This is a genomic window from Mesorhizobium intechi, from assembly GCF_002879535.1.
GTDB classification, from domain to species: Bacteria; Pseudomonadota; Alphaproteobacteria; order Rhizobiales; family Rhizobiaceae; genus Mesorhizobium; species Mesorhizobium intechi.
In genome coordinates this window covers 49,257-61,872 of sequence record NZ_PNOT02000243.1, presented here as the reverse complement: position 1 = coordinate 61,872, position 12,616 = coordinate 49,257, and the positions used below count along the sequence as shown (strand labels likewise).

Annotated in this window: 12 protein-coding genes; 7 read left to right on the top strand and 5 right to left on the bottom strand. The window is 65.7% G+C overall.

All coding sequences use genetic code 11. From position 1 onward, the window contains the following. Nucleotides 1-14 precede the first annotated feature (14 nt). The 7 genes from C1D09_RS21565 (at nt 15) to C1D09_RS21530 (ending at nt 8,475) form a co-directional block, all read left to right on the top strand. A complete protein-coding gene (locus C1D09_RS21565; protein ID WP_143976217.1) occupies nt 15-1,358 on the top strand; it encodes an FAD/NAD(P)-binding protein in 1,344 nt (447 codons plus the stop codon). A 190-nt stretch (nt 1,359-1,548) separates the two neighbouring features. After that, on the top strand, nt 1,549-2,973 hold the full coding sequence (locus C1D09_RS21560; RefSeq protein ID WP_143976216.1) for a pyridoxal-phosphate dependent enzyme: 1,425 nt from the start codon (nt 1,549-1,551) through the stop codon (nt 2,971-2,973). Continuing rightward, nucleotides 2,970-4,157, top strand: a complete 1,188-nt coding sequence (locus C1D09_RS21555; RefSeq protein WP_143976215.1) for a trans-sulfuration enzyme family protein — start codon at nt 2,970-2,972, stop codon at nt 4,155-4,157. Before C1D09_RS21560 ends, C1D09_RS21555 begins: the two co-directional genes overlap by 4 nt. 264 nt (nt 4,158-4,421) lie before the next feature. Beyond that, nucleotides 4,422-5,390 carry a GlxA family transcriptional regulator gene (locus C1D09_RS21545; RefSeq protein ID WP_143976214.1) on the top strand — a complete coding sequence of 323 codons (969 nt, stop codon included), beginning with the start codon at nt 4,422-4,424 and terminating at the stop codon, nt 5,388-5,390. Nucleotides 5,391-5,542: 152 nt separating this feature from the next. After that, nucleotides 5,543-6,838 carry a M24 family metallopeptidase gene (locus C1D09_RS21540; RefSeq protein WP_143976213.1) on the top strand — a complete coding sequence of 432 codons (1,296 nt, stop codon included), beginning with the start codon at nt 5,543-5,545 and terminating at the stop codon, nt 6,836-6,838. Then, complete coding sequence (locus C1D09_RS21535; protein ID WP_143976212.1) at nt 6,835-7,515, top strand: isochorismatase family protein; 681 nt, start codon at nt 6,835-6,837, stop codon at nt 7,513-7,515. The genes C1D09_RS21540 and C1D09_RS21535 overlap by 4 nt, the downstream gene beginning before the upstream one ends. Before the next feature lie 12 nt (nt 7,516-7,527). Then, on the top strand, nt 7,528-8,475 hold the full coding sequence (locus C1D09_RS21530) for an alpha/beta hydrolase (protein WP_143976211.1): 948 nt from the start codon (nt 7,528-7,530) through the stop codon (nt 8,473-8,475). Between the two features lie 73 nt (nt 8,476-8,548). On the opposite strand, the gene dnaQ is transcribed toward C1D09_RS21530, so the two are convergent. From dnaQ to C1D09_RS21500, 5 genes are all read right to left on the bottom strand, one after another. Then, entirely contained in the window at nt 8,549-9,274 is a 726-nt protein-coding gene (gene dnaQ / locus C1D09_RS21525) for a DNA polymerase III subunit epsilon (RefSeq protein WP_143976210.1), read from the bottom strand. A 77-nt stretch (nt 9,275-9,351) separates the two neighbouring features. Then, a complete protein-coding gene (coaE, locus tag C1D09_RS21520; RefSeq protein WP_143976209.1) occupies nt 9,352-9,945 on the bottom strand; it encodes a dephospho-CoA kinase in 594 nt (197 codons plus the stop codon). Then, nucleotides 9,942-10,784: a shikimate dehydrogenase gene (locus tag C1D09_RS21515; protein ID WP_143976208.1), complete on the bottom strand. Its 843-nt coding sequence runs from the start codon at nt 10,782-10,784 to the stop codon at nt 9,942-9,944. Before C1D09_RS21515 ends, coaE begins: the two co-directional genes overlap by 4 nt. Further along, nucleotides 10,777-11,376: a Maf-like protein gene (locus C1D09_RS21510; RefSeq protein ID WP_143976207.1), complete on the bottom strand. Its 600-nt coding sequence runs from the start codon at nt 11,374-11,376 to the stop codon at nt 10,777-10,779. Before C1D09_RS21510 ends, C1D09_RS21515 begins: the two co-directional genes overlap by 8 nt. A gap of 285 nt (nt 11,377-11,661) precedes the next feature. After that, a complete protein-coding gene (locus C1D09_RS21500) occupies nt 11,662-12,483 on the bottom strand; it encodes a pyruvate, water dikinase regulatory protein (RefSeq protein WP_010912477.1) in 822 nt (273 codons plus the stop codon). Between the last annotated feature and the right edge of the window lie 133 nt (nt 12,484-12,616).

The window sequence follows — 12,616 nt, the reverse complement described above, 5'->3', positions numbered from 1 at the left end:
GCGCAGGTGGGCGCATGAGCGCGCGCGCCAATTCCATAATCATCGTCGGCGGCGGCGCCTCGGGCGTCGTGATGGCCGCGCATCTCCTGAAATCGACCAATCCGGATCTGCGCGTCACGCTGATCGAAAAGCGCCCGCATTTCGGCCAGGGCATCGCCTATTCGACGCTGCTGTCGGCGCATGTCTTGAATGTCAGCGCCGCCGGCATGAGCGCCTATGCCGACGACCCCGGCAATTTCTGGCGCTGGCTCCAGGGGCGTGGCCTGGTCGATCCAGAGCAGACACCGCAGACACCCTTCTACGCGCCGCGCAGCCTCTATGCCCGCTATCTCGGCGAGTTGCTCGACGATCTCGAAGCGCAGGAGCAGCCGACCGGGCGGCTGCGCCTGATCCACGAAGAGAGCCTGTCGATCACGCCGACCGCGTCCGGCGTCGAGGTGGCGCTCGCCAACGGCACCAGCGTCGTCGCCCACATGGCCATACTTGCCACCGGCCATGACGAACAGCCGGCGCAAGGCCATGCGATCCGCATGGGCTCGGAGGCCGACACCGCGCTCGACCCCGAAAGCCGCGTCATGGTGCTGGGCACCGGCCTCAGCATGGTCGACGCGTTCCTGGCGCTGGAACAGCGCGGCCACACGGGCGAGATCGTCGCCGTGTCGCGGCGCGGCCTGCTGCCGTCGCCGCACCGCAAGGGCAATCCGATCAAGCTCGACGTCGCCGACATTCCGCTCGGTACCCAGCTTTCCTATTTCGTCGGCTGGTTCCGCGACCTGATCCGCGAGAACCAGAAAGCCGGCATCGACTGGCGCGATGTCGTCGATGGTCTCAGGCCGTTCAACCAGAAGATCTGGCAGAACTGGCCGGCTTCCGCCAAGCGTCGCTTCGTCGAGCACACCAAGGCCTGGTGGGATATCCATCGCCATCGCATGGCGCCGGAGGTCTACGCCAAGGTGACGCAAGCCGTGCAATCGGGACGCATCCGGCTTGTCGCCGGGCGCGTCGTCGGCATCACGCCGGGCGAGGCTTTCAGCGTCGATGTCCAGTCACGCCACAGCCAGCTTATCGAGCCTTTCGACGTCGCCCGTATCTATGATTGCTCGGGCATCGTGCGGGACATTTCGACCTCGTCGAACAGCGTGGTGCGTTCGCTGGTCGATCGCGGGCTCGCGCGACCGGATCCGATGCGCATCGGCCTCGACGTGTCGGCCAATTGCGAGATCATCGCCGGCGACGGCACGGTCTTGCGAAATGTCCTCGCCGTCGGCCCGCTGACGCGCGGCACCTTCTTCGAGATCGACGCCATTCCCGACATACGCGTCCAGTGCGCGCGGCTGAGCAAGCAGTTGCTGGGTTGAAGGCGTTGATGCCGGCGGGACACCGGCAGTAACGCCTGGGCTGGCATCCCCAGCCAAGAGGTGGAATTTCATTCCCCGTCTGGCCGGTTGATTGGCACGGTCTATCTTCTTTCCGACTGCAAAGGGCAGGAAAAGAGGATAGGCTACCGCACGCCCCGGCGGTTGCTCGCCTTGACCATGGAGCATCGAAATGAGCGAGCACGAGATCGCCCCCTCGGAAGGCGCAACCTCCCGCCTGCGTCCGCCCTATGCGTCGGTACTCGACCTGATCGGCCAGACGCCGGTGGTCGAGCTGACCAGGTTCGACACCGGCAAATGCCGGCTGTTCATCAAGCTCGAAAGCCAGAACCCCGGCGGCTCGATCAAGGATCGCATCGCGCTGTCGATGATCGCGGCGGCGGAGAGGGAGGGCAAGCTCAAGCGCGGCGGCACCATCGTCGAGGCGACCGCCGGCAATACCGGCCTCGGCCTTGCCCAGGTCGGCATCCCCAAGGGCTACCGCATCGTGCTGGTCGTGCCCGACAAGATGTCGCGCGAGAAGATCCAGCATCTGCGCGCGCTGGGCGCCGAGGTGCGCATGACGCGCTCCGATGTCGGCAAGGGTCACCCGGAATATTACCAGGACATGGCCGAGAAGATCGCCGCCGAAGTGCCCGGCGCCTTCTATGCCAACCAGTTCGCCAATCCGGCCAACCCGCTGGCGCATGAGACGACCACCGGCCCGGAGATCTTTTCGCAGCTCGACGGCAATGTCGACGCGGTGGTCGTCGGCGTCGGCTCGGGCGGCACGCTGACCGGGCTTGGCCGCTACTTCGCCGCGGTGTCGCCCAGGACCGAGATGGTGCTGGCCGATCCGGTCGGTTCGGTGCTGGCGCCCTTGATCAAGACCGGCAAGATGGAAGAGGCCGGCAGCTGGACGGTGGAAGGCATAGGCGAGGATTTCGTGCCGCCCAATGCCGATCTGTCGCTGGTCAAGAAGGCCTATTCGATCACGGACAAGCAAAGCATGCTGGCGGTGCGCGATCTCCTGTCGCGCGAAGGCATTCTGGCCGGCTCGTCCTCGGGCACGCTCTTGTCGGCCGCCCTGCGCTATTGCCGCGAGCAGACGGCGCCGAAGCGCGTCGTCACCTTCGTCTGCGACAGCGGCAACAAGTACCTGTCGAAGGTGTTCGACGATTTCTGGCTGGCCGAACAGGGCCTGGCCGAGCACGAGCAGCATGGCGATCTGCGCGACCTGGTCATGCGCACGCACCGCACCGGCGATACGGTCTATGTCGGCCCGGACGAAAGCCTGCTCAATGCCTATGGCCGCATGCGCCGCTCCGACGTCTCGCAGCTGCCGGTTCTGGAAGACGGCAAGCTGATCGGCATCGTCGACGAAAGCGATATCCTCGCCAAGGTCGACGGTCCCTATGACGGGCGCTGGGAACGCTTCAACGGCCCGGTGCGCACGGCGATGACCTCCAATCTGCACACGCTGCAGGCCAGCCAGACGCTGGATGCGCTGCTGCCGGTGTTCGACCGCAACGAGGTCGCCATCATCTTCGACGGCGACGAGTTCGTCGGCCTGATCACCCGCATCGACCTGATCAACCATTTGAGGCGCGCACGATGACCAGCCACACACCATCACCACCATCGGGCAAGAATCGCCTGGCCTTCTCGACGCGCACCATCCATGGCGGCCAGAGCCATGATCCGCTGACCGGCGCGGTGATGGTGCCGATCTATGCCACCTCGACCTACGGCCAGCAGTCGCCCGGCGTGCACAAGGGGTTCGAGTATGCCCGCAGCCAGAACCCGACGCGCTTCGCCTTCGAGCGCGCGGTGGCCGATCTCGAAAGCGGAACGGCCGCCTTCGCTTTCGCCTCCGGCCTGGCGGCGATCTCGACCGTGCTGGAACTGCTCGATTCCGGCGCGCATATCGTCGCCACCGACGACATCTATGGCGGTTCCTTCCGGCTGATGGAGCGGGTACGCAAGCGCTCGGCGGGTCTGCAGGTCTCTTTCGTCGACTTCACCGACCTTGCCGCGGTGGAAGCCGCGATCCGGCCGGAGACGAAGCTGCTGTGGGTCGAGACGCCGACCAACCCGCTGCTGCGCATCGTCGACCTCGAAGGCGTTGCCGCACTGGCCAAGCGCAAGGGGATCCTCACCGTCGCCGACAACACGTTCTGCAGCCCCTATATCCAGCGGCCGCTGGAACTCGGCATCGATATCGTCGTGCACTCGACGACAAAGTATCTCAACGGCCATTCCGACATGGTCGGCGGGGTGGCCGTCGTCGGCGACAACAAGGAATTGGCGGCCCAACTGAAATTCCTGCAGAACGCCATCGGCGCCATATCGGGCCCGTTCGACAGTTTCCTGGCGCTGCGCGGCCTGAAGACGCTGGCGCTGCGGATGGAGCGGCATTCCGACAATGGGCTGAAAATCGCGCAGTGGCTGGAAGCGCGAAAGGACGTGCGCCGGGTCCTTTATCCCGGTCTCGCCAGCCATCCGCAGCATTCCATTGCCGTCCAGCAGATGCACGCCTTCGGCGGCATGATATCAGCCGTGCTCGACCGCGATCTCGCGGGAACCAAACGCTTCCTCGAACGCACGCAATTGTTCACGCTGGCCGAAAGCCTCGGCGGGGTGGAAAGCCTGATCGAGCATCCGGCGCTGATGACACACGGGTCCATTCCCGCCGAGAAGCGGGCGGAGATCGGCATTTCGGATTCGCTGGTGCGGCTGTCGGCGGGGATCGAGGATGGCGATGACCTGATCGCGGATCTGGAGCAAGCGCTGGGGGGATAGACCTCAAATCGCTAAGGTCAGCGCCGCCCCTCATTGCCCTGCCGGGCATTTCTCCCCGTATAGAGACGGGGAGAAGGATGCTGGCATCGATGATTTCGCCAATTGCCAACGTTTCAAGAAAGGCGCCGAGGGTTGCGTCATACCCTTCTCCCCGTCTCCATACCGGGAGAAGGTGCAGACAGGCCGATGAGGGGCGGCGCCGACGTTGGAGATCGGCATCACCCAGGTTGACCCCAAACCCCATTCGCCCGAGATGTAGCGGCCATGGCCACGCGCGAACCCGAAAAACCCACCGAACCCCTGACCTTCGCGGTGCTGGTGTTCCCCGGCTTTCCGATGATGGCGTTCAGTTCCGTCATCGAGCCGTTGCGCGCCGCCAACATCCTGGCGAAACGGCAGTGCTATCGCTGGATCATCGTCGGCGGCACGGAGGGCGCGGTCGAGGCGTCGAATGGGGTCGTCATCCAGCCGGGGTTCCATGCCGGGGACGCGCCGAAGGTCGACCGCATCGTCGTCTGCTCGGGCGGTGACGCCGATCATCTCGTCGCCGAGGACGCGGCGGGCTGGATTCGGCGCAGCCTGCGCAATGGCGCGCATATCGGCGCCGTGGCGGACGCGGCGTTTTTTCTCGCCCGCGCGGGCCTGCTCGACGGCCATGCCTGCACCTTGCACTGGACCAGCCAGGCCGCCTTCACCGAAGCCTTTCCTACCATCGAGCTGCGGCGCGATCTCTACGTCATCGATCGCAAGCGCTTCACCTCGGCCGGCGGCGTCGGCAGTCTGGACATGATGCTGGAGATCATCACCCGCGACTACGGCGCCGAACTTGCCGCCGGCGTCGCCGAATGGTTCGTGCACAGCCAGCTGCGCTCTAGCGTCGACCGCAAGCTGATGCCGCTCAGGCTGCGCACCGGCGTGCAGAACGAGCTGGTGCTGTCAGCGATCGCCATCATGGAGGACGCGGTCGAGGAGCGGCTGGGGATGGCCGAACTGACGGCCAGGCTCGGCGTGTCGTCCGACAAGCTCGAGCGCTCCTTCCGCTCCGAACTCGATATCTCGCCCAATGGCTATTACCGGCGGCTCAGGCTGAAGCGGGCCGCCGATCTCCTGGCGCATTCGACGCTCGCCGTGCGCGACGTGGCGCTGGCCTGCGGCTTTGCCTCGATGTCGAGCTTTGCCCGGGCTTTTCGCGAGGAGCATGGCCATCCGCCGAAACTGGCGCGGAGGCATTAGGGCCGGCGCTCGCTGGCGCGATGAGACGTGGGCGGGACAGCGCCGTAACCATTGGCCAGCGGCATCCCGCACAACAGACGCGGTTTTCCGCACAATCGACCCGCCCCTCCTGCGCCATGGTCTGACCTTGCAACCGACCTGAGGCAAGGCCCATGAGCATCGTCGTATTCGACCCCGACAGCACCGAGGACGTCGACTTCAAGGATCGCATGCGTCACCCCGCGGCGGCCGATCCGGCCGGCGGCATGTGGCTGTCCGACACCGAGCCGTCCTTCATCGACGCGGACGCGCTGCGCAAGGGCCGGCTGGCGAAGCTGCGCGGCTGGATGCGCGAGGCCGGCTATGGCGGCGTCGTGCTGTTCGACCCCTACAACCAGCGTTACGCCACCGGCTCGCGCAACATGTTCGGCTATTTCCTGCGCAACTCGACCCGCTACTTCTTCATCCCGACGGAAGGGCCGATCGTGCTGTTCGAGTACCCTCAGAGCTACCATGTCTCGATGGTGCTCGACACGATCGACGAGGCGCGGCCTTCCAAGCTGGTCTGGTCGTCGGTCTCCGGCCGTGACGACGAAACCGCCGGCCCCTTCGCCGACGAGATCGCCGAACTGCTGAAGAAGCATGGCGGCGGCTCGATGAAGCTCGGGCTCGACCGCTGCAGCCATCTGCAGGCGCTGGCGCTGGAAAAGCGCGGCTGCGAGGTCAAGGATTGCCAGGGCGAGATTCTCGCGGTGCGCGCGGTGAAGACACCGGAAGAGGTCAAATGCCTGCAGGTGTCGATGGCCGGTGCCGAGGCCGCCGTCTACGCCGTGCGCGAGGCGATCAAACCCGGCGTTTCCGAAAACGAGCTGTTCGCCATCATGTATGGCGAGGTCATCCGCCAGGGCGGCGAGTTCATCGAGACGCGGCTCTTGACCTCAGGCCAGCGCACCAATCCGTGGTTCAACGAGGCGAGCGGCCGCAAGATCAGGCCCGGCGAACTCCTGGCGCTCGATACCGACACGATCGGCTGCTACGGCTACTATTCCGATTTCTCCCGCACCTTCCGCTGTGGGCCGGGCAAGCCGACCGATTACCAGAAATCGCTCTACCGCATGGCGCACGACCAGGTTCAGCACAACATCTCGATCGTCAAGCCCGGCATGGCGTTTCGCGAAATCGCCGAAAAGGCCTGGAAGATCCCCGACCGTTTCGTCGACCAGCGCTACACCTCGGTCATGCACGGCGTCGGCATGCATGGCGAGACACCGTTCATCGCGCATGCCATGGATTACGAGACCTATGGCCGCGACGGCCATATCGTGCCAGGCATGGTGGTGAGCGTGGAAAGCTATATCGGCGAAAAGGGCGGCCGCGAGGGCGTCAAGCTGGAGGACGAGATCCTGATCACCGAGACGGGCACGGAGCTGCTGTCGCGCTTTCCCTATGAGGACGAGTTTCTGGCGTGAAGGCTCCCATCTCCATCAGCACAGGCACGGTGGCCGCAATCTTCATCGACCTGCAGGAAGAGCACCGGCAGGACAAGCGCTATCTCGTCGAGGGTTTCGCCGGCATCCTGGCCAACGTCCAGCGGCTCCAGGGGGCGGCGCGCGCCAACCATGTGCCGCTGTACCACTGGGCCTATATCGTCGATCTCGACAAGCAGGACCGGCCCTTTCATCCCGTTGGCGCCGACGGCAAGTCGGCGTTTTCCGACAAGAGCGATCCGCTGACCGAGATCTGCCACGAAGTGGCGCCGGCCGGGGACGAAGCGCTCCTGATCAAGGCAGAGGCCAGCGCCTTCCGCAGCGGGCCGGCGGCCGATCGGCTGAAGGCCTCCGGCATCGAATGGCTGGTGGTCGCCGGCGTCTGGACCGAGGCCTGCATCGACGCCACGGTGAAGGATGCGGTGGCGCGCGGCTTTCGGGTGCTGCTGGTCAAGGATGCTTGCGGCAGCGGCAGCGCCGCCATGCACCAGACCGGCATCCTCAACCTCGCCAACCGGCTCTATGGCGGCGCGGTCACCGACACCGACGGCGCCTGCCGGCTGCTGGCCGGCGAGACGGTCACCGCCTGGCAGGTCGAGGGGTCGGTTCCGCTGCGCTTCACCTTCGACAATGCGGCCGCGCTCTACGCCGCGCTATGACAGCAGACCGACATGACCGGCCGCGGCAAATATGAAACATGGCTCGACCCGGCCCTGTGGGCCTATATCGACAGCGTCAATGCCTGGTACCCGCCCGAGGTAATCGGCCTGCCGATCGACAAGCAGCGCGCGGTCTATGACAGGATGTGCCGGGCTTTTCGTCAGGGCCGGCCGGCCGGGGTCAAGGCCAGCGACGGCCTGGTCGCCGCGCCGGGCCATGGCATTCCGATCCGCCACTACCAGTGCGCCGGCAAGGCGGCGCGAGCCATGGTGCTCTATTTCCACGGCGGCGGCTTCATCCTCGGCGGGCTCGAAAGCCATGACGATATCTGTGCCGAGATCTGCGCCGGCACCGGCTTCGACGTGGTGTCGGTCGACTACCGGCTGGCGCCGGAGCATGTCCACCCGGCCGCCTTCGACGATGCGATGGCCGCCTTCGCATGGGCGGCGACGTCAGGTCGGCCGCTCGTCCTGTGCGGCGAGAGCGCCGGCGGCAATCTGGCGGCCGCCGTGGCGCAAGCGACGCGCCGGCACGACCGCGCCGCGGCAGGCCAGGTGCTGATCTATCCCGGCCTCGGCGGCGACGAGCGCTCCGGCTCCTATGCCGAACATGCCGAAGCACCGCTGCTGTCCGTCGGCGATATCGCCTTCTACCGCGACGTCCGTTCGGCCAAGCGTCAATCGCCCGACGATCCGACTTTCTCACCCCTGCGCGACCGCGATTTTTCCGGCCTGCCGCCAACGGTGATCATCACGGCCGAGTGCGACCCGCTATCCTCCGATGGCGAAACCTACCGCGACCGCATCGTCGCGGCCGGCGGCAAGGCATGGTGGCATGAAGAGAAGCGCCTGGTGCACAGTTTCCTGCGCGCCCGCACCACGGTGCCGGCCGCGGCGGAAGCGTTCGCGCGGATCATTGCTGCAATTGCGGCGCTTGGCCGCGGTGATTGGCCGTATTGAGGACCGTGGTTCGTCCTCTCGTTTCGCCGCAATTCCGGACGGAAAACCGCTTCACACTTTTCCTGGAATTGCTCTACGAGGACGCAGCGATGCTCTTTTCGGAGGCATTGGCCTTCAGCCAGAGCGCCTTTTCGCCGAGCGTGGCGACCATGGCGGCATGCGCCGCGCGCTCGGCTTCGGTCAGGCGCGGCAGCAGCGGCCTCGGGCGCTCGGCGGCGATGATCTCGATGTGGCGGACATTCTCGCCCTGAGCCGGCGCGGTGGCGCTGTCGAGGATCAGCGCCGCCTGCTTGCCGCCGATCAGCTCGATATAGACCTCGGCCAGCAATTCGGAATCGAGCAGCGCGCCGTGCTTGGTGCGCTTGGTGTTGTCGATGCCGTAGCGCCGGCAGAGCGCATCGAGGGAGTTAGGCCCCATCGGGTGCTTGCGGCGCGCCAGCGCCAGCGTGTCGACGACGCGGCCTGGATCGACGACGGGATGGCCGAGCCGGCCGAATTCGACGTTGAGGAAGCCGATGTCGAAAGTGGCGTTGTGCGCGACCAGCTTGGCTCCGTCGGTGAAGGTCAGCCACTCTTCGGCGATTTCGGCAAAGGTCGGCTTGCCCGCAAGATCCGCCGCGCTGATGCCGTGCACCGCCTGCGCCTCCTCATGGATAGCTCGGCCCTGCGGGTTGATATAGTGGTGGAACGTCCTGCCGGTCGGGAAACGGTTGACCAGCTCGACGCCGCCCAGCTCGATCACACGGTCGTCGCGCGAATCAAGGCCGGTGGTTTCCGTATCGAAAATGATCTCGCGCATCGAATCAGTTCGCTCCTGGGTGAGCAGAATCACGAGACCGGAACAAAATGGCAATGGGCAATGCTGACAGCCCGCCGTCAGGAACCCCTTTGTCCCCGGAGTTCGGCAATAATGGCGGCGACGGCGGCGCGCGCGGCGTCCAGCCCCTGGCCGGTGTCGATGACGAAATCGGCCAGCCTGCGCTTCTCCGCATCCGGCACCTGCTTGGCCAGGATCGCCGCCAGCTTTTCTTCCGTCATGCCCGGCCGCACCAGCACGCGCTGGCGCTGGACTTCGGCGGGCGCCGTGACGACGACGACCTTGTCGACGCGGCCACGGCCGCCGGTTTCGAACAGCAGCGGAATGTCGAGCACGGCGATCGATTCGCCCCCGGTACGATGCCTGGCCAGGAAGGCGTCGGCGTCGGCGCGCACCAGCGGATGGATAATGGTTTCCAGCCGCTTCAGCGCGTCGGCATCGCCTAGCACACGCGCGCCAAGTCTTGCGCGGTCAACCACGCCGTCGACAACCGTTCCGGGAAAAGCGGCCTCGATCAAAGGCGCGGCCGTGCCCGAATAGAGGCGATGCACCGTTTCGTCGGAATCATGGACGGGCACGCCCGCCTCGGCGAACATTTTTGCCGTCGTCGACTTGCCCATGCCGATCGAGCCGGTGAGACCGAGCACGATCATGGCTTCGGCGCCAGATCGGCAACGATGAGGGCGCGCAGCTCAGCCGTGACCCGCGGCCTGACGCCGAACCAGTGTTCGAAGCCGGGCACGGCCTGGTTGAGCAGCATGCCGAGGCCGTCGACGGTCTTCAGCCTCCTGGCACGCGCGGCGGCGAGCAGGGGGGTTTCGAGCGGCACATAGACAAGGTCGGTGACGATGGCATGGTCCGGCAGCAAGGCCGGATCGGCGGCGAGGCCTTCATTGCCGACCATGCCGAGTGCCGTGGTGTTGACCAGCAGGCCGGCATCCGCCAGCAATTCGTTGGTCGCGGCCGTGCCATGCGCCGAAACGCCGCCACCGAAACGATCGCGCAATTCCTGCGCCCGGGCGAGCGTGCGGTTGACGACGCGGATGTCGCTGAGACCGCGTTGCTTCAGCGCCTGGATGACAGCGCGGGACGCGCCGCCGGCACCGAGCACGACCGCGGGGCCTGCGTTCGCCCAGCCCGGCGCGTGATCATCGAGATTGGCGGCAAAGCCGTGACCGTCGGTGTTGCCGCCCCACAGCACGCCGTCCTCGAACCACAGCGTGTTGACGGCGCCGATTTCTTCGGCCGCCTCGTCGCGGCGGTGGACAAGAGCGAAGGCGGCTTCCTTGTGCGGAATGGTGACATTGCCGCCGCGAAACCCGTTTGCCTGCAATGTGCCGATGAAATCGGCGAAGTCCTGCGGCGCCACGTCGATCGCCTCGTAGCTGCCGTCGATGCCGTGCTGGGCCAGCCAGTGGCCGTGGATTTTTGGCGAGCGCGAATGCTTGATCGGGTGGCCTGACACAAAAGCCTTCTTCGTTGCATCAGCCATCGATGGCCCCCAGCATGCGCAATTCCGCCAGCAGCGGCAAAAGCGGCAGGCCGACAATGGTGAAATAATCGCCTTCGATCTTTTCGAAGAGCTGGATGCCTTCGCCTTCGATCTGGTAGGCGCCGACGCTGGCCAGCGCCTTGGCGCCGACACGGGCGAGATGCCGGCCTATGAAGCCGGGGTCGAGCTTGCGCATGGTCATGCCGGTGATGCCGACATGGCGCCACAGCACCTTGCCGTCACGCACCAGCACGGCGGCGCTGTTGAGCTGATGGGTCCTGCCCGACAGCGCCAGGAGATGGCGGCGCGCGCCCTCCATGTCGGCCGGCTTGTGGAACACTTCGTCACCCAAAGACAAAGTCTGGTCGCAGCCGAGCACCAGCGCGCCCGGCCTGCGCTCGCTGACCTCGGTGGCCTTGGCCTCGGCCAGCACCAGCGCGACATCCTCGGGTGAAACGCCGCTGTCCTGCAGCGGCGCCTCGAGCGCACGCTCGTCGACATCGGCCGGCACGGCCTCGATGTCGAGCCCGGCATTGAGGAGCATCGCCTTACGGAAAGGGCTGCCCGAGGCGAGGGTGATTTTTTCGGTCATTTTTCACTCAGGCGCAGGTACAGGCGCGGTTGGGATATGAGCTTCAATCTGCAACGTTGGCACCGCCCCTCATTGTCCTGCCGGACATTTCTCCCCGTATAGAGACGGGGAGAAAGGGGCAGCTTCAGCGCGGGCGCTCTTCTTCGGCTACGCCGGTGATTGGCGAAACCTTCTCCGACAGCGCCCCTCTCCCCGTCACTATACGGGGAGAGGATGCCGGCAGGCAGGTGAGGGGCGGCGCCGAGTTTCCGCTAAGAAGTCTCGGAAAACGCACTCCTCGTTCAATTATCTGTTCTTCCCCCGCAGGGCAACGATCGCAGCCGCCGTTTCCTCGATCGAGCGGCGGCTGACGTCGATCATCGGCCAGCCGTGGCGCGTGCAGATCTGGCGGGCGTAGGCGAGCTCCTCGTTGATGGCGGCGCGGTCGACATAGTCGGTCGGCACATAGGAGCTGCTGTTGCCGAGGATGCGGTTCTGGCGGACATGCGAAATGCGCTCGGCGGTGGCGATCAGCCCGACGATCAGCGGCTTGGAGGCGCTGACCAGGCTTTCCGGCACCGGCACGCCGAGCACGATCGGGATGTTGGCGGTCTTGATGCCGCGGTTGGCGAGATAGATGCTGGTCGGCGTCTTCGACGTCCGCGAAATGCCGATCAGCACGACATCGGCATCGTCCATATTGGCCGGCAGCTGGCCGTCATCGTGGTCCATGGTGAAGTTGAGGGCATCGATGCGGCGGAAATATTCGGCGTCGAGAACGTGCTGGGCGCCGACGCGGCGGCCGGCCGGCGTGCCAAGATAGGACTGGAACACGGTGAGCACCGGCTCCAGGACCGACACGCAAGGCAGGCCCATGGTGGCGCAACGCTCGTCGATGCCGCGCGCCAGCTTCTGGTCGACGACCGTATAGAGAATGATGCCCGGCTCCTCCTCAATGTCCTCGAACACCTTGGCGACCTGCTTTTCGGTGCGGATGAGCGGGTAGATGTGCTCGATCGCCCGCGCGTCCTTGTATTGCGCCGAAGCCGCCCGCCCGGCGGCGAGCAGCGTTTCGCCGGTGGCGTCGGAAATCAGGTGCAGGTGAAAGAAGCTCTGGGGTTTGTTCACAAGGATCACCTGGGGCTGTGGGCGGATGTGGATAAGCCGGGACAGAAAGAGGCGCCGGTCGGAGGCGACTGTATCAGATGGCAGTTTGTCCACAATTCGCTGTGCTGTCAGCTTGGCCGGGCGGCTGGGGACA

Bases quoted from the DNA above. Each gene is read 5' to 3' on its own strand.
- C1D09_RS21565 (WP_143976217.1), top strand. From the start codon at position 15: ATGAGCGCGCGCGCCAATTCCATAATCATCGTCGGCGGCGGCGCCTCG.
- C1D09_RS21560 (WP_143976216.1), top strand. From the start codon at position 1,549: ATGAGCGAGCACGAGATCGCCCCCTCGGAAGGCGCAACCTCCCGCCTG.
- C1D09_RS21555 (WP_143976215.1), top strand. From the start codon at position 2,970: ATGACCAGCCACACACCATCACCACCATCGGGCAAGAATCGCCTGGCC.
- C1D09_RS21545 (WP_143976214.1), top strand. From the start codon at position 4,422: ATGGCCACGCGCGAACCCGAAAAACCCACCGAACCCCTGACCTTCGCG.
- C1D09_RS21540 (WP_143976213.1), top strand. From the start codon at position 5,543: ATGAGCATCGTCGTATTCGACCCCGACAGCACCGAGGACGTCGACTTC.
- C1D09_RS21530 (WP_143976211.1), top strand. From the start codon at position 7,528: ATGACCGGCCGCGGCAAATATGAAACATGGCTCGACCCGGCCCTGTGG.
- dnaQ (WP_143976210.1), bottom strand. From the start codon at position 9,274: ATGCGCGAGATCATTTTCGATACGGAAACCACCGGCCTTGATTCGCGC.
- coaE (WP_143976209.1), bottom strand. From the start codon at position 9,945: ATGATCGTGCTCGGTCTCACCGGCTCGATCGGCATGGGCAAGTCGACG.
- C1D09_RS21515 (WP_143976208.1), bottom strand. From the start codon at position 10,784: ATGGCTGATGCAACGAAGAAGGCTTTTGTGTCAGGCCACCCGATCAAG.
- C1D09_RS21510 (WP_143976207.1), bottom strand. From the start codon at position 11,376: ATGACCGAAAAAATCACCCTCGCCTCGGGCAGCCCTTTCCGTAAGGCG.